The organism is Motilibacter peucedani (assembly GCF_003634695.1).
In the GTDB taxonomy this organism is placed as follows: Bacteria; Actinomycetota; Actinomycetes; order Motilibacterales; family Motilibacteraceae; genus Motilibacter; species Motilibacter peucedani.
This window is the reverse complement of record NZ_RBWV01000011.1, coordinates 425798-445441: the sequence shown is the minus strand read 5'-3', so window position 1 is coordinate 445441 and position 19644 is coordinate 425798. Positions and strand designations below refer to the sequence as shown.

General features: G+C 75.0%; 19 protein-coding genes and 1 tRNA gene. 12 read left to right on the top strand and 8 right to left on the bottom strand.

Annotated features, from left to right (window positions below; all coding sequences use genetic code 11):
* Positions 1-243 precede the first annotated feature (243 nt).
* Positions 244-618 carry a cupin domain-containing protein gene (locus CLV35_RS10435; RefSeq protein WP_121193381.1) on the bottom strand — a complete coding sequence of 125 codons (375 nt, stop codon included), beginning with the start codon at positions 616-618 and terminating at the stop codon, positions 244-246.
* Positions 619-691: 73 nt separating this feature from the next.
* Here CLV35_RS10435 and CLV35_RS10430 point away from each other — a divergent pair, with 73 nt between their 5' ends.
* Both CLV35_RS10430 and CLV35_RS10425 read left to right on the top strand, forming a co-directional pair.
* A complete protein-coding gene (locus CLV35_RS10430) occupies positions 692-1129 on the top strand; it encodes a MarR family winged helix-turn-helix transcriptional regulator (protein ID WP_231121696.1) in 438 nt (145 codons plus the stop codon).
* A 79-nt stretch (positions 1130-1208) separates the two neighbouring features.
* On the top strand, positions 1209-2069 hold the full coding sequence (locus CLV35_RS10425; protein ID WP_121193379.1) for a helix-turn-helix domain-containing protein: 861 nt from the start codon (positions 1209-1211) through the stop codon (positions 2067-2069).
* 7 nt (positions 2070-2076) lie between these two features.
* On the opposite strand, the gene CLV35_RS10420 is transcribed toward CLV35_RS10425, so the two are convergent.
* Positions 2077-3063, bottom strand: coding sequence for a polysaccharide deacetylase family protein (locus CLV35_RS10420; RefSeq protein ID WP_121193378.1), 987 nt, complete (start codon positions 3061-3063; stop codon positions 2077-2079).
* 205 nt (positions 3064-3268) lie between these two features.
* Between CLV35_RS10420 and CLV35_RS10415 the strand changes: the two genes are divergently transcribed.
* The 4 genes from CLV35_RS10415 to araA are packed head-to-tail and all read left to right on the top strand — an operon-like array spanning position 3269 to position 8205.
* Positions 3269-4333, top strand: a complete 1065-nt coding sequence (locus CLV35_RS10415; RefSeq protein ID WP_231121694.1) for a LacI family DNA-binding transcriptional regulator — start codon at positions 3269-3271, stop codon at positions 4331-4333.
* Positions 4330-5997: a ribulokinase gene (gene araB / locus CLV35_RS10410; protein WP_121193376.1), complete on the top strand. Its 1668-nt coding sequence runs from the start codon at positions 4330-4332 to the stop codon at positions 5995-5997. Before CLV35_RS10415 ends, araB begins: the two co-directional genes overlap by 4 nt.
* A complete protein-coding gene (locus CLV35_RS10405; RefSeq protein WP_121193375.1) occupies positions 5994-6677 on the top strand; it encodes an L-ribulose-5-phosphate 4-epimerase in 684 nt (227 codons plus the stop codon). The genes araB and CLV35_RS10405 overlap by 4 nt, the downstream gene beginning before the upstream one ends.
* Before the next feature lie 22 nt (positions 6678-6699).
* A complete protein-coding gene (araA, locus tag CLV35_RS10400; RefSeq protein WP_121193374.1) occupies positions 6700-8205 on the top strand; it encodes an L-arabinose isomerase in 1506 nt (501 codons plus the stop codon).
* A gap of 30 nt (positions 8206-8235) precedes the next feature.
* Here the strand turns inward: araA and CLV35_RS10395 are convergent, their stop codons facing one another.
* The 3 genes from CLV35_RS10395 to CLV35_RS10385 all read right to left on the bottom strand — a co-directional run bounded on the left by CLV35_RS10395 (position 8236) and on the right by CLV35_RS10385 (position 11239).
* The gene (locus CLV35_RS10395; RefSeq protein WP_121193373.1) at positions 8236-9141 is read right to left on the bottom strand and encodes a phosphatase PAP2 family protein; all 906 of its coding nucleotides are present in this window, start codon (positions 9139-9141) and stop codon (positions 8236-8238) included.
* 113 nt (positions 9142-9254) lie between these two features.
* A complete protein-coding gene (locus CLV35_RS10390) occupies positions 9255-10469 on the bottom strand; it encodes an aldose epimerase family protein (RefSeq protein WP_231121693.1) in 1215 nt (404 codons plus the stop codon).
* Between the two features lie 104 nt (positions 10470-10573).
* A complete protein-coding gene (locus CLV35_RS10385; protein ID WP_121193372.1) occupies positions 10574-11239 on the bottom strand; it encodes a maleylpyruvate isomerase N-terminal domain-containing protein in 666 nt (221 codons plus the stop codon).
* A gap of 40 nt (positions 11240-11279) precedes the next feature.
* Between CLV35_RS10385 and CLV35_RS10380 the strand changes: the two genes are divergently transcribed.
* Entirely contained in the window at positions 11280-11714 is a 435-nt protein-coding gene (locus tag CLV35_RS10380) for a hypothetical protein (RefSeq protein ID WP_121193371.1), read from the top strand.
* A gap of 38 nt (positions 11715-11752) precedes the next feature.
* Entirely contained in the window at positions 11753-12889 is a 1137-nt protein-coding gene (locus CLV35_RS10375) for a PP2C family protein-serine/threonine phosphatase (RefSeq protein ID WP_121193370.1), read from the top strand.
* Here CLV35_RS10375 and CLV35_RS10370 read toward each other — a convergent pair.
* Positions 12861-15353: a zinc ribbon domain-containing protein gene (locus CLV35_RS10370; RefSeq protein ID WP_147431935.1), complete on the bottom strand. Its 2493-nt coding sequence runs from the start codon at positions 15351-15353 to the stop codon at positions 12861-12863. The genes CLV35_RS10375 and CLV35_RS10370 overlap by 29 nt on opposite strands.
* Before the next feature lie 92 nt (positions 15354-15445).
* Between CLV35_RS10370 and macS the strand changes: the two genes are divergently transcribed.
* Genes macS through CLV35_RS10355 form a run of 3 tightly spaced genes read left to right on the top strand, consistent with a single transcriptional unit; the run spans position 15446 to position 17741 of the window.
* Positions 15446-16552, top strand: a complete 1107-nt coding sequence (macS, locus tag CLV35_RS10365) for a MacS family sensor histidine kinase (RefSeq protein WP_183061910.1) — start codon at positions 15446-15448, stop codon at positions 16550-16552.
* Positions 16553-16563: 11 nt separating this feature from the next.
* Positions 16564-17214: a response regulator gene (locus CLV35_RS10360; RefSeq protein WP_121193531.1), complete on the top strand. Its 651-nt coding sequence runs from the start codon at positions 16564-16566 to the stop codon at positions 17212-17214.
* A gap of 11 nt (positions 17215-17225) precedes the next feature.
* Entirely contained in the window at positions 17226-17741 is a 516-nt protein-coding gene (locus CLV35_RS10355) for a beta-class carbonic anhydrase (RefSeq protein WP_231121691.1), read from the top strand.
* A 3-nt stretch (positions 17742-17744) separates the two neighbouring features.
* Here CLV35_RS10355 and CLV35_RS10350 read toward each other — a convergent pair whose 3' ends face one another.
* Positions 17745-18338, bottom strand: a complete 594-nt coding sequence (locus CLV35_RS10350; protein WP_121193367.1) for a hemerythrin domain-containing protein — start codon at positions 18336-18338, stop codon at positions 17745-17747.
* Between the two features lie 82 nt (positions 18339-18420).
* Between CLV35_RS10350 and CLV35_RS10345 the strand changes: the two genes are divergently transcribed.
* A complete protein-coding gene (locus tag CLV35_RS10345; RefSeq protein WP_121193366.1) occupies positions 18421-19425 on the top strand; it encodes an NAD(+)/NADH kinase in 1005 nt (334 codons plus the stop codon).
* Between the two features lie 135 nt (positions 19426-19560).
* Here CLV35_RS10345 and CLV35_RS10340 read toward each other — a convergent pair.
* Positions 19561-19637: transfer RNA gene (locus tag CLV35_RS10340), tRNA-Phe, on the bottom strand.
* Positions 19638-19644: the final 7 nt, after the last annotated feature.

Here is a 19644-nt window from a genome sequence, read left to right as displayed (position 1 = left end):
CTCGGATTGACCGAGGACGCCTGCACGGTCGCTGCACCAGGCGGCACGGCTGTGGCGCCGTTCGCAGGGGGCTTCCCCGCACCGCGCGTGGAGCGGGTGGCACCGGGTCACCTGGTGGCGGTCGCCGGCGAGGGTGCGGCGTCGGCACCCGTGCGTACCTCTCGGCCGGGCCGAGGACGCGCGGGTGGACCTGGCTGAGGCCGAGCGGTTCCTCATCGACATCGGGCTGCTCCAGGCGTCGGCTCACCGCGCCCACGGCGGAGAGAGCCGTGTGCCGTCGGGCAGCACCGCCTCGAGCCCCGCGGAGGTGGTGACCCAGGCGCGGGCAGGCGCCGTCGAGCAGTTGTCGACCTGCAGGACCTCGCCGGGGCCGACCACCGCGACGTCGCCGGGCGCCAGGCGACTGCACTCGTCGCCGAGGGAGACCACGAGCTCGCCCTCGAGCACGTGCAGCACCTCCTCGCGCGTCACCGAGTGCGCTGCGCCCACGGTGCCGGCCGGCACCTCGAGCAGCCAGGCGCACAGCTCGCTGCTGCCGCGGCTGGGGCTCGCGAAGCTGGTGAACGCTGCTCCGTGCAGCTCGAAGCGCACGGCCTCGTGACGGCGGACGACGGGCATGGCGGTGTCCCCTCAATGGTCAATATGGTTGACCAGATGGTCCAGCCGGTTGACCACTGTGTCAAGATGCCGCGTGGCCGAGAGCGACCTGCCCTACCTGCTGCTGTCTGCCGCGACCGCGGTCGTCGACGCCGTGCAGGCCGGCGTGCGCGACGCCGGCTTCGACGACGTGCGGCCCGCGCACGGCTTCGCCTTCCTGCGGCTCTCCGGCGGGGGTGCGACCGTGGTCGAGCTCGCTCGCCACCTCGGCGTCACCAAGCAGGCCGCCAGCCAGCTCGTCGAGGAGCTGTCGCGCAAGGGGTACGTCGAGCGCACCCCCCACCCCGACGACGGCCGCGCCGTGCTGGTCGTGCTGACCGAGCGGGGACGCGCCTGCACCGCCGCTGCCGACGCGACCCTCCGCACGCAGACCCAGCACTGGTCCCACGTGGTCGGCGAAGGACGGCTGCGTACGCTGCGCGACGACCTCGCGCGCATCGTGCCGCCAGGGCCGGTGCGGCCGACCTGGTGAGGGGAGACCCCGGGCGCGCCGGCCAGACCCGCTTGGTGGCACCGGGAGTACCTGGAAGCGCCCCGCTCCGCACGCCACCATGGACCACGTGGACACCGAGACCCTGGGCAGCGCCCTGCGCCTCTGGCGCGACCGGCTCTCACCGGTCGACGTCGGGCTGCCGCGTCGCACCGGGCGCCGAGCCGTCGGGCTGCGCCGCGAGGAGCTCGCCGAGCTGGCCGGCCTGTCCGTCGACTACGTCGTGCGACTCGAGCAGGGCCGGGCGACGAGCCCGTCGGCGCAGGTGGTCGCGGCACTGGCTCGGGCTCTGCAGCTCCACCCCGGCGAGCGCGACCACGCCTACCGCCTCGCCGGCCTCCAGCCCCCTGCCGAGAAGACCATCTCGACGCACGTCCCGCCGGGTGTGCAGCGCGTGCTCGCGCGGCTCACCGACTTCGCCGTCGGCGTCTTCAGCGCCGACTGGACGCTGCTGACGTGGACGCCCGCGTGGGCCGCGCTGATCGGCGACCCGAGCGAGCGGACGACCGTGCAGCGCAACCTCGTGCGCGCGGTCTTCACGACCCCCGAAGCGCGGCTGTCGTCGTGGCCGGTGACCGCCGAGGACCCTGGGCTGCCCCCCGCGCTCGTCGCCGACCTGCGCGCGGCGCTCGTCGACTACCCGCGCGACCGCGGCCTGGCCGCCCTCGTCGCGGAGATGCGCGAGGGCAGCCCCCGCTTCGCCGAGCTGTGGGACCAGGGTGCGGTGGGTCGCCACGTGTCGTCGCGCAAGACCGTCCAGCACCCCGTCGTCGGGCCGGTGACCTGCGACTGCGACGTGCTCACCGTGCCGGGCAGCGACGTGCGGCTGGTCGTCTACACCGTCCCGGCGGGGTCGCCGGAGGAGGAGAAGCTCGAGTTCCTCCGGGTGACCGGCGCAGGTCTCTCGCCGGCGACGGGCTGAGCCGACCTCAGGCCGCCGGCAGGGTGAAGTGCCACCCCGCCTGGGGCAGCGCGTCGAGCAGCCAGGTGAGCACCGCCACGGTCTCCGAGCGGTCGCCACCGCCGTCGTGCATCAGCACGACGCCGCCGGGACGCAGCTGCTCCAGCACGCGGCTAGCGATGGCCCGCTCGCCCGGCCGTGACCAGTCCCGCGGGTCGACGCTCCAGCGCAACGGCCGCAGCCCGGCCGCCGACGCGGCGGACAAGACCTCGGGTGTCCACTCGCCGCCCGGCTGGCGGTAGTAGGGCACGGGTACGCCCGGCGCCGCCCGCCGCACGGCGGCGATTCCGTCGTCGACCTCCGCCGTGACGTAGGCCGCGCCCTTCGTCGTCATCGTGAGGTCGTGGTCGCGGCTGTGGTCGCAGAGCAGGTGGCCGGCGGCGTGCTCCGCGCGCACGAGCTGCGGGTGCGCCGCCACCTGGGTGCCGACCAGGCAGAACACCGCAGTGACGCGGTGGCTCGCGAGCAGCGCGAGCACCTTGGTGGTGTAGGCCGGTGCTGGCCCGTCGTCGAACGTGAGGGACACCGACGCCCCGTGGCCGGGAGGTACGCGGAGGCCGGCGAAGGTGCGCATGCCGGCCGGCACGCCGGTGCCCTCCGGCACAGCGGGGGCCTGCGGTGCGGCCGGTGGTGCCGACGTCACGGGCGGCGCGGGCGTGGCGGAGACGGCGGGCGCCGCTGGTGTGGCGGTCGCGGCGGCTGGAGCGGTCGCTCCGGCCGGGGCGGTCGCTGCGGGTGCTGACGGGAGCGCCGTCGAGGGCGCCGCCGGCGTCGGTGCCGCTGAGAACGCCTCCTGCCAGAGCGGCACCGGCGTGCCGCTGTCGAGGGCTGCCGGTGGCGGCGACGGGGGGACGGCCGTGGCCGGTGCGGCGGAGGCGGACGTCGCCGGGTGCGACGACGCGACGGGTACCGCCTGGCTGCACGCGCACAGCGGCAGCAGCGCGGCCAGCGCCACCGCGGGGACCAGGCGAGCGCGCCGAGGCGCGCACTGCCGGGCTGCCGCTCGCACCCACGCCCCCGTTCGTCGGTCGTGCTGCCCGGACCCGGGCGGCTCTGCCATCCTGGCACCTGGGCGACCGTGCTGGGGGCAGCGACATGGTGCCCGGCCAGCTCGGGCCCGGGGCTTGACATCGGTGATGTGAGCGTTAACACTCTTCGGCATGCCTCCCGCCGCCCGCCCTGCCACCATGGGCGACGTCGCGGCGGCGGCGGGCGTGTCGCACCAGACCGTCTCGCGGGTGCTCAACGACTCCGACTCCGTGCGACCGCACACGCGCGAGCGCGTGCTGGCCGCGATCCAGGACCTCGGCTACCGGCGCAACATCGCCGCTCGCGCGCTGGTGACGCGCCGGAGCCACACGATCGGCGTCATCAGCTCGGGCACCCAGCTCTACGGCCCCGCCAGTGTCATCTTCGCCGTCGAGCAGGCCGCGCGTCGCGCCGGCTACTACCTCAGCATCGCCAGTGAGCGCGTGCTCGACGGGCGCAGCTTTCGCGCCGCGCTCCAGCGCCTCGAGGAGCAGTCGGTCGAGGGCCTCGTCGTCATCTCCACCGAGGAGCAGGCCAAGTCGGCGCTGGCCCAGCTGTCCACGTCGCTGCCGACCATCGTCGTCGAGGGGGCCGCTGACGGCGGGCCGCCGACCGTCTCGGTCGACCAGGTCGACGGCGCCGCGCAGGCGACCCGGCACCTGCTCGAGCAGGGCGTGCGCACCGTGCACCACGTCAGCGGGCCGCGCAGCTGGATCGAGTCGCAGGCGCGCGTACGCGGCTGGCGCCGCACCCTCGAGGAGGCCGGGGCGCCGGTGCCCGACGTGCTGCGCGGCGACTGGAGCCCGGCCTCCGGCTACGCGGCCGCCCGGCAGCTCGCCGAGCACGGCGACGTCGAGGCGGTGTTCGTGAGCAACGACCCCATGGCGCTGGGCGTCCTGCGCGGGCTCGAGGAGTCCGGCCTGCGCGTGCCCGACGACGTGCTCGTGGTCGGCTTCGACGACGTGCCCGAAGCGGCCTACTACGGACCACCGCTGACCACTGTGCGCCAGAACTTCGAGGAGCTCGGGCGCCGCAGCATCGAGCTGCTCGTCGGCCAGCTGACCGACGGCGTGCAGCCGCAGTCGGTGACGGTCCCCGCGGAGCTCGTCGTGCGCCGCAGCTCCCTGCGCCCCTCCACCACGAAGACCGGCAAGGCCGGCAGGACCGGCAGCAAGAGACCTGGAAGGACAACATGAGCGAGGACCGCAGGGTCGTGGTCGGCGTCGACTACGGCACCCTCTCGGGCAGGGCCGTGGTCGTGCGCGTCGCAGACGGCACGGAGCTGGGCAGCGCCGTCCACGAGTACCCCCACGCGGTGCTGGAGCAGACGCTCCCCGGCGGTGAGCGGCTCGGCCACGACTGGGCGCTGCAGGTGCCCCGCGATTACGTCGAGGTGCTCCAGAACGCCGTGCCCGCGGCGGTCGCGGCCAGCGGGGTCGACCCCGCCGACGTCATCGGCATCGCCACCGACTTCACGGCCTGCACCGTGCTGCCGACGCTCGCCGACGGCACCCCGCTGTGCGAGCTCGACGAGCTGCGCGGCGAGCCGCACGCCTACGTCAAGCTGTGGAAGCACCACGCCGCTCAGGGCCAGGCCGACCGCATCAACGCCCTCGCGCACGAGCGCAAGGAGCCGTGGATCGCCCGCTACGGCGGCAAGCTCTCCAGCGAGTGGGAGCTCGCGAAGGGCCTGCAGCTGTTCGAGGAGGCGCCCGACGTCTACGCGCGGACCGAGCACTGGGTCGAGGCCGCCGACTGGATCATCTGGCAGCTGTCGGGCACCTACGTGCGCAACGTCTGCACGGCCGGCTACAAGGCCGTGCTGCAGGAGGGCGAGTACCCGAGCCGCGAGTTCCTCGAGGCGCTGGCGCCCGGGTTCGGCGACTTCTTCGAGGCCAAGGTCGCCCGCGAGCTCGCACCTCTCGGTGCCCGCGTCGGCGGGCTGACCGAGCAGGCTGCGGGCTGGACCGGCCTGCCGGCCGGCATCGCGGTCGCGGTCGGCAACGTCGACGCCCACGTCACCGCCCCCGCCGCGAAGGCGACCTCGCCCGGCCAGATGCTCGCCATCATGGGCACGAGCACCTGCCACGTCATGAACTCCGACACCCTCGGCGAGGTGCCGGGCATGTGCGGCGTCGTGCGTGACGGCATCACGCCGGGCTACTGGGGCTACGAAGCCGGCCAGTCGGGCGTCGGTGACATCTTCGCGTGGTTCACCCGCACCAGCGTGCCCGCGTCCTACACCGAAGCCGCGCAGCAGCAGGGCATCTCGATCCACGAGCACCTCACCAACCTGTCCGCGGAGCAGGCGGTCGGCGAGCACGGCCTCGTCGCCCTCGACTGGCACCTGGGCAACCGCTCGGTGCTCGTCGACCACGAGCTCTCCGGAGTGCTGGTCGGTGCGACGCTCGCGACGCGCCCCGAAGAGGTCTACCGCGCGCTGCTCGAGGCGACGGCCTTCGGCACCCGGCGCATCATCGAGGCGTTCGAGGAGAGCGGCGTCCCGGTGACCGAGTTCGTGGTCGCTGGTGGTCTGCTCAAGAACCGGTTCCTCATGCAGACCTACGCCGACGTCACCCGCCGCCCGCTCTCGCTGCTGGCCAGCGAGCAGGGCCCGGCCCTCGGCTCCGCCATCCATGCCGCCGTCGCCGCCGGGGCCTACCCCGACGTCTACGCCGCCAGCGAGGCCATGGGCCGCAAGGACGAGGCGGCCTTCGTGCCCGACGAGGAGCGGGCCACCGCCTACGACGCGCTCTACGCGGAGTACCGCCGGCTCCACGACGCCTTCGGCCCGGACGACGGCGCCCTGGGCGGCCTGCTCCACCGGCTGCGCGCGATCAAGCGGGAGGCGCAGGCATGACGACCACGATCGACGGACCGGTGCGGGAGGCGGTCGACCGCGTACGCGTGCAGGTCGCAGCGCTCCACGCGCAGCTCGTGCGCTACGAGCTGGTCGTGTGGACCGCCGGCAACGTGTCCGGCCGCGTGCCGGGATCGGACCTCTTCGTCATCAAGCCCAGCGGCGTCGAGTACGACGAGCTGACGCCCGAGTCGATGATCGTGTGCACGCTCGACGGCGAGGTCGTCGAGGGCGAGCACTCACCGAGCTCCGACACGGCGGCGCACGCCTACGTCTACCGCCACATGCCCGAGGTCGGCGGCGTGGTGCACACGCACTCGACGTACGCCTGCGCCTGGGCCGCGCGCGCCGAGCCGGTGCCGTGCGTGCTGACCGCCATGGCCGACGAGTTCGGCGGCCCGATCCCGGTCGGGCCCTTCGCCCTCATCGGCAACGACGACATCGGCATCGGCATCGTCGAGACGCTGAAGGACTCGCGCTCGCCGGCCGTGCTCATGCAGAACCACGGCGTCTTCAGCATCGGCAAGGACGCGAAGGCTGCGGTCAAGGCCGCCGTCATGTGCGAGGACGTCGCCCGCAGCGTGCACATCGCGCGCCAGGGCGGCGAGCTCGTACCCATCCCGCAGGACGACATCGACCGCCTCTACGACCGCTACCAGAACGTCTACGGACAGCGCTGACCGTGAAGGGAACATCCCACTCATGACCACCCCCCACCTGCACGAGGTCTGGTTCCTCACCGGCAGCCAGTCGCTCTACGGCGACGACACGCTGCGCCAGGTCGCCGAGCAGTCGCAGGACGTCGCGCGCCTGCTCGACGAGTCGGGCCAGATCCCGGTGCGGATCGTCTGGAAGCCGGTGCTGACGACGGCCGACGCGATCCGCCGCGCCTGCCTCGACGCCACGGCCGACGACACCTGCATCGGCGTCATCACGTGGATGCACACCTTCTCGCCGGCCAAGATGTGGATCGCCGGCCTCGACGCGCTCGGCAAGCCGCTGCTCCACCTGCACACCCAGGCCAACGCCTCGCTGCCGTGGTCCGAGATCGACATGGACTTCATGAACCTCAACCAGGCCGCGCACGGCGACCGGGAGTTCGGGGCGATCGAGACCCGCATGGGCGTGCACCGCAAGACCGTGGCCGGCTTTGCGGGCGACCCCGCGGTGCAGGGCCGGGTGGCGATCTGGGCGCGCGCGGCGCGGGGCTGGCACGAGAGCCGCACCCTGAAGCTCGCGCGCTTCGGCGACAACATGCGCGACGTCGCGGTCACCGAGGCCGACAAGGTCGAGGCGCAGCGGGTCTTCGGCATGTCGGTCAACACCTACGGCGTCAACGACCTGGTGGCTCGTGTCGACGCGGTGTCCGACGCCGAGATCGACTCGCTGGTCGCGGAGTACGAAGAGCTCTACGACGTGGTGCCCGAGCTGCGCAAGGGCGCCGAGCGGCACGACTCCCTGCGCTACGGCGCCCGCCAGGAGGTCGCGCTGCGCGGCTTCCTCACCGACGGCGGCTTCACCGCCTTCACGACCAACTTCGAGGACCTCGGCGGCCTGCGCCAGCTCCCCGGCCTGGCCGTGCAGCGCCTCATGGGCGACGGCTACGGCTTCGGCGGGGAGGGCGACTGGAAGACCTCGGCGCTGCTGCGCATCGTCAAGACGATGGCCGAGGGCCTCGAGGGCGGCACCTCGTTCATGGAGGACTACACCTACCACTTCGGGCCGGGCGAGCCGAAGATCCTCGGCGCCCACATGCTCGAGGTCTGCCCGTCGATCGCGGTTGAGACGCCGCGCATCGAGATCCACCCGCTCGGCATCGGCGGCCGCGAGGACCCTGTGCGCATGGTCTTCGACGCGGTCCCCGGCCCGGCGTTCGTCGTGGGCCTCTCGGACCTCGGCGAGCGGTTCCGCTTCGTCGCCAACGAGATCGAGGTCGTCACCCCCGACGAGCCGCTGCCCAAGCTGCCCGTCGCCCGCGCGGTCTGGAAGCCGCAGCCCGACCTCACGACCTCGGTCGAGTCGTGGCTGCTCGCCGGCGGCCCGCACCACACGGTGATGTCGTCGGCCCTGCCGGTGGAGGCGCTCGTGGACTACGCGGGGATGGCGCGCACGGAGCTGGCGCTCATCGACGCCGGCACGAAGCCGCGCGAGTTCGCCAACGAGCTGCGGTGGAACTCGGCCTACTACCGGCTGGCCCGCGGCTTCTGAGCGACCGCGCTGCCCGAGGCCGGGCCCGTCTCAGCGCTGCAGCGTGAGGGCGGGCTCGGCACCGGTCGACGAGTGGCGCCCGGCCGCGTCGACGAACGGCACCACCAGCAGCCACACCGCCATCGTCACCAGCCCCGCCGTGGCGATGGCCGCCATGCCGCCGGCGTAGGCCGCCACCTGCCGCAGCTGCCCGAACGAGCCCGGCACGTGGCGGGCGGTCATCGCGATGAGCCCGACGGCGAGCACGCCGAGCGGCGCGGCCGAGCTCGCGAGGAACAGCGCGGTCGTCCGGTGCGGCGTGTCGGGCGCCGGCGAGCTCGCGTCCGGCGGTGCGGCGTCGACCACCAGCGCGGCGGTCACCGACGCCCAGGCCAGCACCACGGCGTACGCGGCGATGACGTCGCTGGGCCGGTGCCAGCCGGCGACCACGGTCGCCAGCCCGGTGGCGATCGCGTAGCCGCACCCGAGCACCGCGACGTAGGGCCGCAGGCGCCGGGGCGCCACGAGCACCGCGGCCGCCGCCACGGACGCCGCCACCGTGGTGTGGCCGCTCGGGAACGAGTTCGAGACCCCGTTGCCGTAGTTCGGCCGCGTCAGCACGTGCTTCTTAAGCAGCTCGGTGGTCAGCGACGAGCCGCCGATGAGCAGCGCTGCCGACAGCGCCGAGCGCCAGCGTCCGCGGGCGAGCCCGATCGCCATGGTGACGAGCAGCGCCGCCGCCAGCATCGACACCGACACCACGTCGAGGACGCGGCTGGCGTGCGGGGCGAGGCTGCCCTGGCCGATCGTGACGCCGCCCATGGCCGCGATCTCGACCAGCTGGCCGGTCTGGGTGCGCACGAAGACCTCGAAGGCCACGGCCACGAGCAGCGCGGAGCAGGCCGCGAGGGCCACCAAGAGCGCCACCAGGACCGGGCGCCGGCTCGAGATCTGCACCCCTCGAGCATGCCGCACCGCGGAGGGCGCCACCTGCCGCGGGCCGGGTGCGGGGTCGCCGCACCCGGCCCGGGGTCCTGGGGGCCGTCACCCGCGACGGCGGACCGGCCTGCCTAGTGGGCCTTGAAGCGGTAGACCGTCGTCGTGTCGTAGGTCTGCCCGGGGCGCAGGACCGTCGACGGGAACGAGGGCTGGTTGGGCGAGTCGGGGAAGTGCTGCGTCTCCAGGGTCAGGGCGTCGTGCTTGCGGTAGACCTGCCCGCTGGTCCCGGCGAAGCTGCCGTCGAGGAAGTTGCCCGAGTAGAACTGGATGCCGGGCTCGGTCGTCTCGACCATCATCGTGCGCCCCGAGTCGGGGTCCCGCAGCCAGGCCGCACGCTGGAGGGTGCCGTCCCAGCGGTCGAGCACCCAGTTGTGGTCGTAGCCGCCGTTGGCGAGGTGCAGCTGCTCGTCGTCGGCGTCGATGCGCTCGCCGATCTGGTGCTTGGTCGTGAAGTCGAAGGGCGTGCCGTGCACCGAGGGCAGCGCGCCGGTCGGGATGAGGTTGACGTCCACGGGCGTGTAGCGGCTCGCGTTCAGCTTGAGCAGGTGGTCCTCGATCGTCCCCGTGCCCTCACCGCCCAGGTTGAAGTAGGTGTGGTTGGTCATGTTGATGACCGTGGGCATGTCCGTCGTGGCGGTGTAGTGCAGCTCGAGGTCGTCCTGCGAGGTCAGCTCGTAGGACGCCGTCGCGTGCACCGTGCCGGGGAAGCCCTGGTCGCCGTCGGGGCTCACCAGGCTGAAGAGCACGCCCGTGCCCCGCTTGGTCGTGAAGGTCGACGCGCTCCAGACCAGCTTGTCCCAGCCCACGAAGCCGCCGTGCAGCGTGGCGAGCCCGTTGTTGAGCGGCAGCGGGTAGGTGTGGCCGTCGAGCGTGAAGCCCCCGGCGCGGATGCGGTTGCCGTAGCGCCCGATCGTCGCGCCGAAGTAGGGCGACTTCGCGACGTAGTCGGCCAGGTTGTCGAAGCCGAGCGCGACGTTGGCGACCTCGCCGTGCTTGTCGGGCACGTCGAGCGACTGCACCGTCGCGCCGTAGGTCAGCAGGCGCACGGCCATGCCGTGCTGGTTGGCGAGCGTGTAGCGCCGGATGGTCTGGCCCATGTAGGTGCCCCACGGCTCCCAGCTGACGGTCACGCCGCCGCCGCGGGAGCTCTGCGCCTGGGCGGCCGGTGCGCCGGCCAGGGCGGCCGCCCCTGTGACGGCGCCGAGGCCGGCCACGAGGGCGGCCCTGCGGGTGACGAGCCGCTGGCCCGCCCTGCCGTCTTCCTCTGGTGCAATGTCTAGCGTCACTGCTGGACTCCTCGCACTCGTCGGACACGAGCGCGCCCGGGCGGCGCGCCCGCGGGTTGCGTCCTTCAACCTGCTGAGGTGACGCAGCGTTGTCAAGAGCGGGATCAGCCGAAGAGCGGCAGCTTGCCCGAGTCCGTCCCGAGCAGCGCCCGGTCGTGCGCGTCCAGGGCGGTTCGTCCGGTGCCCTTCAGCGCCGCGACCTCGTCGGACCACTCGGTCGGGAGCGGGGAGCCGAGCAGGCCGTCGAGCACCCGCCGCACCAGCGCGAGGCCCCCTGCGCTCGGCGCCGGGGCCTCCGGCAGGTGCGCCACCAGGTCGAGGTGGTGCACGCTCGCCTCGACGACCAGGGTGGCGACGAAGTCGCCCGTCGAGAGCACCACGCCCTGCGTCTCGAGGCAGCCCTGGGGGTCGGCCGCCGCCGCTGCGCGCAGCGCGGCCCGCGTCGTCGTGGACAGGTGCTCCACGAGCGTCGTGGGCGAGGCGTAGGCGGAGGACGAGACGCGGACGAACCGGGCGTGTCCGTAGCCGCCGTCGCCTTCCCCAGGGCGGAACGGTGCCCAGTAGGACACCAGGTCGGTGTCCGGCGGCCCGTCGGCCGGCGTCGCGAAGGCGACGAGCGCCCGCTGGGCGTCGAGCAGCAGGTGGAACAGCAGGTCGCCGACGCACCAGCCGTCGGCGAGCGTCGGGCGCAGGAAGTCGCGCGGGGCGAGCGGCGCCACGGCCTGGAGCACGCGGTCCCAGCAGTCCTCGAGCACCTCGGCCGGCGCCATGGGCCCAGTCTGGCGCCGACGGCGCGGTAGCGTCGAGGACGTGAGCGACCCGGAGCAGTCGGCGTGGCAGGAGCAGCGCCGGGCTGCGGCCACCGACCTGGCCGCAGCCGCCGAGGCGCGCCGGCGGGCCGACGCCGCACAGGCGGCGGAGCTGCTGCGGGGGTTCGCCGCCGAGGCCACCCGGCAGGGCATCCCCACGACCGAGCTCACCGCCCGCGGCGACGACGGCCGCGCGCGCTACCGCACCGGCCTGCGCGGCTGGTACCTGCGCCGCAACCGCACACTCGGGGTGGGGGAGGACGGCTCCTTCTACATCCTCAGCGTCCCGGGCGGGCTGCGGGCCCGCCTCACCGGCGTCACCGTCCCGCCGTCGGACCCTCCGCTGGTCGTCGGGGCGGGAGGTCGCGACGGCGAGTCGATCCCGCTGCCCGACCTGCTGCACCTGCGCCTCGACGCGGGCGACGACTGGGAGTGAGCGGGCGGGCGACAGCCGGTGCGCAATAGGGTGCAGGGATGATCTCGGCGCTAGCGCGGCTGCTGCCGGCCGACCGGCGCGCGCGCACGCAGCTGGTCCTGGTGGTCGAGCTCGCAGCCGTGGTCGTGCTCGCCCTGCTCCAGCACTACTACGGCGACAAGCTCGTCGTGGTGCCCTGGCTCTCGCTCGCCCCGCTGACCGCGTCGCTCGTGCTGTGGTGGGCGCCGACGGCCGTCGTCGCGCTCGCGGCGGTCGGGGCGGTCGCGTTCCTCAGCGACCGCATCGGCGACCTCTTCACGACCCAGGGCTGGATCCGGCTGGCCGGCAGCACGGCGCTGGCCGGCTTCGCCGTGCTCAGCTCGCTGATCCGGACGCGCCGCGAGGAGCGGATCCGCCGCGTCACCGAGGTCGCCGCGGTCGCGCAGGCGACGATCCTGCACCCGGTTCCCGTCGCGGTCGGCGGCATGACGCTGGCCTCGCGCTACGTCTCGGCCAGCGCCGACGCCCTCGTGGGCGGTGACCTCTACGACGTCGTCGCGACTCCCAGCGGCGTACGCGTGGTGCTCGGTGACGCGCGCGGCAAGGGCCTGCCGGCGGTGCAGACCGCCGCGACCGTCCTGTCGGCGTTCCGCGCGGCCGCGCCGCGCGACGGGGTGAGCCTCGAGGACCTCGCCCGCGAGATCGAGCAGACCCTGCAGGCCCGGCTCGGCGCCGAGGACTTCGTCACCGCGGTGCTGTGCGAGCTCGAGCCGGGCGGCGCGCTGACGCTGGTCAACTGCGGCCACCCGCAGCCGCTGCGGCTCGCCCGGGGCCGCGCGCCCGAGACGCTCGGCTCGTGGGAGTCGCCGCCGCTGGGCCTGGGGGTGCAGCCGAAGGCCGAGCGCTTCGAGCTCGGCGCCGGTGAGCGCCTCCTGCTCTTCACCGACGGGCTGGTCGAGGCCCGCGACGGGCAGGGCCGGTTCTTCGCGCTCGAGCCGGCCGCGGACTCGGCGCTGTCACCCTCGCCGGCCACCACGGGCGCCGCCGGCCTGGAGCACGCCCTCGACACCCTCATGGACCAGGTCCGCGAGCACGTCGGCGGCAACCTGGCCGACGACGTCGCCGTGCTCGTGGTCGAGACGCCCTACTCCGTGAGCGCCGCGGCCCTCAGCGCAGGGAGTGCAGGCGTGTGGTGAGCGCACGCACCTGGCGCAGCCGCCGCTCGTAGGTCGTCCCCAGCGCCACCAGCAGCGCGCCCAGGGCCCCGACGACCACCCAGCGCGGGAGGGCCGCGACGGCCGGCCCGACCTGGGCCAGCGCGTCGACCGCCAGGACGCCGGCACCGATCAGGAGCGGAGCGGCCAGCCGCGTACGCGCCCCCACCACCGTCACCAGCGCCGCGCCCGCGGCGAGCACCAGCGGCCGGGTGGCGCCCTCGGCGGTGCCGGCCAGCGCCACCAGCAGGGTCGGCAGCAGCGCGAGCGAGAGGCCGGAGCCGTAGGCGGCCCACGAGCTGAGCGGTCGCCGCCGTGCCGTCCGCCAGCCGGCGACGAGCAGGGCCGCCGCGCTCGGCAGCGTGTAGGCCTCGACGACCTCGACCCCCGCGCCGTGCAGCCGCGACCACGAGGCGGAGGCGAGCAGCAGGCCGGCGACCAGCCGCAGCCGCGACTGCGCGTGGTCGCGCTCGAAGGACAGGACCCCTGCCCCCGCCCCGGCGAGCGTCAGGCCGAGCGAGAGCGCCGGCTCGTACGCAGCGGTGAGGGCGAGCGCCACCGCAGCGGCGGCTGCCGCGCTCGCCTGGGCGCTGGTGCGTACGCCGTGCTCGCTCCGCGACCAGGACCCCGCCGCCAGGGCCGCCAGGACCGCGGCGGCCAGCGCCGCGTCGGCCGCCCACGCCGTGCCGAGCCCGGCGGTCGCACCGGCGCACCCCGCGGCGGAGGCGGCGGCCAGCGCCGCGGCGGCGGAGGGCACCGGCCGCCACTGACCGGGCCAGGTCACCGCGCACGCCATGGAGACGACGCCCACCAGCACGAGGCAGGCGAGCAGCAGCCCGTCGTCCGCGCCCGCCCACGCCAGGCCGGCGGCCGCCACCGAGGCGCCGGCCAGGGCGGGCTCGAGGCGGCGGCCCCGCCCCGCGACCGCCAGCGTGCCGGTGCCGACCAGGACGAGCGAGAGCGCCGCGACGTCGGTCCGCAGCCCGGCGGCGACCGGCACCAGCACCAGTGCGCCGGCGACCGAGGCGGTCACTGCTGCGAGAGCCGCACGGTGCCACGCCGGGCGCGCGGCAGCGGCACGCGCGACCACGACCAGCACGGCGGCTGCCGCGAGCAGGGCCAGCGGTGCAGCCGCGGTCGGCACGTCGGCGGAGCCGGCCGCCCGCACCCATGCCCGCGACGCGTCGTCGGCAGGCCCGGCGTCGGAGCCGAGGTCGAGCCCCGGCACCGCGGCCGCGGTCAGGGCCAGTGCGGCCGGCACGGCCGACGCCACGGCGGTGACGAGCACGACGGTGGTCCAGGCACCCGAGCGCACTGCCGTGGGCAGGAGGCGGAGCTGCGCGAGCGCGCACAGCACGGCGACCGCCGCCAGCGCCACCAGCGGCAGGTCGCGGGCGTCGAGCCCCCGCGCGGCGAGCGCGACCGCGAGGACCGGCAGGCATGCGGCGGCGGCAGCGCACGAGGCCACCGCTGCGTACCCCTCCGTCAGCAGGCCGGCGACGACGGCGAGCGCGCCGGCCGCGACCATGACCAGCGCCGCTGCGGTGGCGGGGGCGGTGGCGTCGTCCCCGACGGTGACGGCGGCGCCCACGGCGCCCGCGAGCCACCAGGCGACCGCGCCGAGCGCGAGCACCAGGCGTACGGGCTGCGCGGTCCGCCACGACGCCAGCGCACCGAGCGTGGCCGCCCCGGCCACCAGCGCCGCGGTGGCCGCCACACCCTCGACCTGCGCGGCGAGCAGCGGCACGGCGACGACCGCTGCGGCGGCGCCGGCGAGCTGCGGAGCCAGCAGCCGGCCCCTCTCGGCGAGCAGCAGCGCGAGCAGACCGCCCACGCCGAGCACGGCGGCCCAGTACGCCGTGGCCGCCACCCCGTCGAGGCCGGCGAGCCCCGTGGCACGGGCGGCGTACGCGTCGAGCAGGCAGAGCACCGCGGTCAGCGCGGCGAGCGACTCACCGGTGGCCGGCAGCGCCCGGCGCACGGCCGCGGCCGAGCCGCCGGCGGCCAGTGCGGTGACCGCCACCAGGACGCCCGCCCGGCCGCCGATGCCCAGGCCGTCCCATGCGACGACGGTGAAGACCAGCGCCGCGACCGCGAGCAGCGTCGCGCCGACGGCCAGCAGCACCTGCTGGGCGGTGACGGCCGGCGCCTCGGGCTGGCGCGCCGCGGGCGGGCGTCGCGCGGCCGGAGGCGCTGCGGCGACGGCGGCGCCGTGCAGGGCCGCACGCAGGACGGCGCGGGACTCGAGCAGGTGGGCGGCCTGCAGCGAGACCGAGAGCAGCTGCCGGGCGGCCTGGCCCTCGAGGTCGGCGCCGCAGCGCGGGCAGCGCGGGCCGTCCAGGGGCTGGCCGCAGTCGGGGCAGTGGGCGGTGTCGCGCAGGGCGGTGGCGAGGGCGCGCTCGTCGAGGACGGGCGAGGCGGTCGCGGAGGCAGGTTGGTCGGGCACGATCCCACCGTGCCGCGGGGGCGGGCTGCGCACATGAGCACTGGTACTCAACCTGACGGACTCCTGAGCCTCGTGCTGCCACGATTGCCGGCGTGACCGGAGTCGAGCGGGTGCTGTGGCGGGCCGTGGCCGCCTACCGCGTCGTCGCCTGGGTCTACGCGGTCGTGCTCCTGGCGCGCGCCGACGGCGACTACGCCCACCCGCTCGGCGCGTGGCTGGTGCTCGCGGCCCTCGGAGCGTGGAGCGCGGTCGCACCGCTGGCGTACGCGGTCCGGCGCGGTCCGGCGCTCGGCATCGACCTCGCCGCCGCGCTCGGCTCCATCGCCGTCACCGGCGTGCTCGACACCCACGAGCGCGTCGTCTCCGGCGCCCAGACGCTCCCCGTCGTGTGGCCGGCCGCCGCCGTCATCTCGTGGGGGCTGGCCCTCGGCTGGGCCGGCGGGCTCGGCTCCGCGGTCGCCGTCGGCGTCGTCGGCGTGCTGGAGCGCGGCGAGCTCGCCCAGCAGACGGTCCACAACGCGGTGCTGCTCTGCGTGACCGGCTCGATCCTCGGCTACGCCGCCAGCATCCAGCGCGAGGCCCAGCGCCAGCTCTCGAGCGCCCGCGCCGCCGAGGCGGCCCTCGCCGAGCGCGAGCGGCTCGGCCGCGTGGTCCACGACGGGGTCCTGCAGGTGCTCGCGCTGACCGCCCGGCGCGCCGCGACGGCCGACGACCCCGACCTGACGGCGCTCGCCGCGGAGGCGGAGGCCCAGGAGCGGGCGCTGCGGCGGCTGGTGTCGGGCGTCGTCGGGGCCTCGAGCGCCACCGGCACAGACCTCGCCGCCCGGCTGGCGGCGCTGGCCAGCGACGACGTCGACGTCGCTGTGCCGCCGGTCGCTGTGCAGGTGTGCCCCGCCGTCGCCGACGAGCTCGAGGCGGCGGTGCGCGCGGCGCTCGACAACGTACGCGTGCACGCCGGCCCCGGCGCCCACGCCTGGCTGCTGCTCGAGGAGACGGCGGAGGAGGTCGTGGTCAGCGTGCGCGACGACGGACCGGGCTTCGCGCCCGGGCGGCTCGACGAGGCCGAGCAGGCCGGACGCATGGGCGTACGCAGCTCGATCGTCGGCCGCCTGCGCGACCTCGGCGGGTCGGCGCGGATCGAGGCGGCGCCCGGCTTCGGCACCGAGGTCGAGCTCGTCGTGCCCAAGGCCGCCCGGTGAGCGTCCGGGTGATGGTCGTCGACGACCACCCGCTCTGGCGCGAGGCGGTCGCCCGCGACCTGGGCGACGCCGGCTTCGAGGTCGTGGCCACCGCGGGCGACGGCGCCAGCGCCCTGCGCAGGCTCGCCGCCGCCCGCCCCGAGGTCCTCGTGCTCGACCTGCAGCTGCCCGACATGCCGGGTGTCGAGGTCGCCCGCGCGGCGGCCGACCCCGCGGGGCCACAGGTGCGCGTGCTCGTGCTGTCGGCCTCGGGGGAGCAGACCGACGTGCTCGAGGCGGTGAAGGCCGGCGCCACCGGCTACCTGGTCAAGTCGGCCTCGCGCGAGGAGCTGCTCGACGCCGTCCGCGCGACCGCGGCGGGGGAGCCGGTGTTCACGCCCGGGCTGGCGGGGCTCGTGCTCGGGGAGTTCCGCCGCATCGACGCCGAAGGCACGGCCGCCCCCGCGACCGCGCTGACGCCGCGCGAGACCGAGATCCTGCGCATGGTCGCCAAGGGGCTCACGAGCAAGCAGATCGCGGCCCGCCTGGTGCTCTCGCACCGCACGGTGCAGAACCACACGCAGAGCATCCTGGGCAAGCTCGCCATGCACAACCGCGCCCAGCTCGTGCGCTTCGCCCTCGAGCACGGGCTCGACGACGGCGGCGACGAGCCCGCTCACTAGTCTGGTCGGCCGTGAGCACTCCGAACACCACCCCCGACGCGTTCGCCGCCGAGTTCGAGGCCAACACGTCCTACGCAGCCAGCTTCTCCCTGCGCGGTCTCGAGGCCAAGGCGGCCAAGGGCCTCGCGGTCGTCACGTGCATGGACTCGCGCATCGAGCCGCTGCCCATGCTGGGCCTCGGCCCGGGTGACGCGAAGATCCTGCGCAACGCCGGCGCCCGGGTGACCGAGGACGTCCTGCGTACGCTCGTGCTCGCCGTCCACCTGCTCGGCGTCGAGCGCATCCTCGTGGTGCCCCACACCCGCTGCCGGATGTCGGCCGAGGACGAGGGCAAGGTCCACGAGGCGATCTTCGCCGCCTCCGGCATCGACACCCGCAGCCTCGAGCTGCGGCCGAGCCCCGACGTGCGCGGCGCTCTCCGCGGCGACGTGCAGCGCATCGTGTCCTCGCCCTACGTCCCCGACTCCGTCGCTGTCGGCGGCGCGGTCTACGACGTCGACACCGGCCTCCTCGAGCGCGTGGTCTGAGGCCTAGGCCTCGTCGACGGCGCGGGCCAGCTCCTGCTTGCTCATGCTGGAGCGGCCCGCGACGTCGAGCTCCTTGGCCTTCTCGTAGAGCTCCTCCTTGGTGGCGCCGTCCGTGCTCCCGCCGTCCCCGCTCGCGCCCTCCCCGCTCGGGCCCGACCAGCCGGTCTCAGCGGCGAAGCGCTCGCCCATGGCCCGCAGGTCCTCGGCCGAGGACCCCTCCTCGAGCGCCGGGAGCAGCTCGCTCTCCTCCTCCTCGACGTGGTGGCGCAGCTCGCCGACCATCGCCGCGAGCTTGCCGTCGTAGCCGGGGCCGTCGGGGTCCTCGGTGAGCAGCTCCTGGAGCATCGCCTCGATGTGGTGGTGCTCGGCCGCGCCGTCCTTGACCTCGTCGCCCTCCTGGGGGTCCCGGGCCTCGATCGCCGGGTAGACGAAGCCCTCCTCGGCCTTCGAGTGCGGGATCAGCAGCGCTGCCACCTTCTGCAGCAGGGGCAGCGTGTCGCTGTCCTCCTCGCTGGCCTGGTCGAGCAGCGCGTCGATCTCGCGGTGCTGCGCCTTGATCACCTGCACGACGTCGCGGGTGCTGTCCGAGTTCGCCACGGGGTCTCCTCAAGATCGGTTCGAGGACCGGTGCCTACCCCGCCCCGCGGCACCTGAGACGCACGGCCTGAGACTGTGGGGCATGACGACCTGCGGGCGGATCGGGCTCATCGTGCACACCGGGCGGCAGGCCGCCGTCGACGCCGCGGCGCGCGTCTACGAGTGGGCGCGCGAGGCCGGCGTGCCCGTCGTCGAGATGGACGTCTGGGACGCCGCCGCCACCCGTCGCAGCGCCAAGAGCGAGATGGAGGCCGGCGGCAACCCCGACCTCGTCGTGACGATCGGCGGCGACGGCACCTTCCTGCGCGGCGTACGCGTCGCCGTCGCCCGCGACGTGCCCGTCCTCGGCGTCAACGTGGGTCGCGTGGGCTTCCTCACCGAGGTGGAGCCGGCCGAGCTGCGCGGGGCGCTGGAGGCCTACGCCGACGACCGCACCTTCCTCGAGGAGCGACTGCTGCTCGGCCTGACCGCCTCCCGGCAGCTCGACGTGCCGGGCGGCATCGACGAGCTGCTGCGCTTCGGCCGGGGGCCGGCGCTCCCCCCGGTCGCGACCGAGGGTGACACGGACCCGCGCGACGGGTTCACCACGGACGTCGCCGCGGTCAACGACATCGTGTTCGAGAAGCTCGCGCGCGACCGGCAGGCGAGCCTGGGCGTCTACGTCGACGGCCGGCTGTTCGCGTCCTACTCGGCCGACGCGCTGATCGTGGCGAGCCCGACCGGGTCGACGGCCTACAGCTTCGCCGCCGGCGGCCCCGTGCTCTCGCCGCGGCTGCGGGCCCTGGTCTTCACGCCGGTCGCCCCGCACATGGCCTTCAACCGCAGCCTCATCCTGGCCCCCGAGGAGTCGGTCGGCGTGCGCGTGCTCGAGCACTCGGGGCAGGTCGCCGTCAGCATCGACGGGCAGGTGCGCGGGGTCGTCGGGCCGGGGGACTGGCTGTCGGTGTCGCCCTCACCGCACGTGGCCCGGCTCGTCCGCGTCCGCCGCTCGGACTTCTACGCCCGCCTGCGCGACCGCTTCGGCCTCGCCGACGCCCCCGCCGCCTCCGCCGACGGCACGGCCCCGGTCAGCTTCCTCGACGCCTGACGCCCGCGTCCCGCCGTTGGCACGATGTGACTCCTTGCCGATCACATTGGCAAGGAGTCACATCGTGCCAAACCGCGGACAGGACGAGCCGGGTACGCAGAAGGCGCCCCCGGGGTCCGGAGGCGCCTCCTCGTGTGGTGGGCAGGGGCGGGGTCGAACCGCCGACCTTCCACTTTTCAGGCGGACGCTCGTACCAACTGAGCTACCTGCCCAACACCG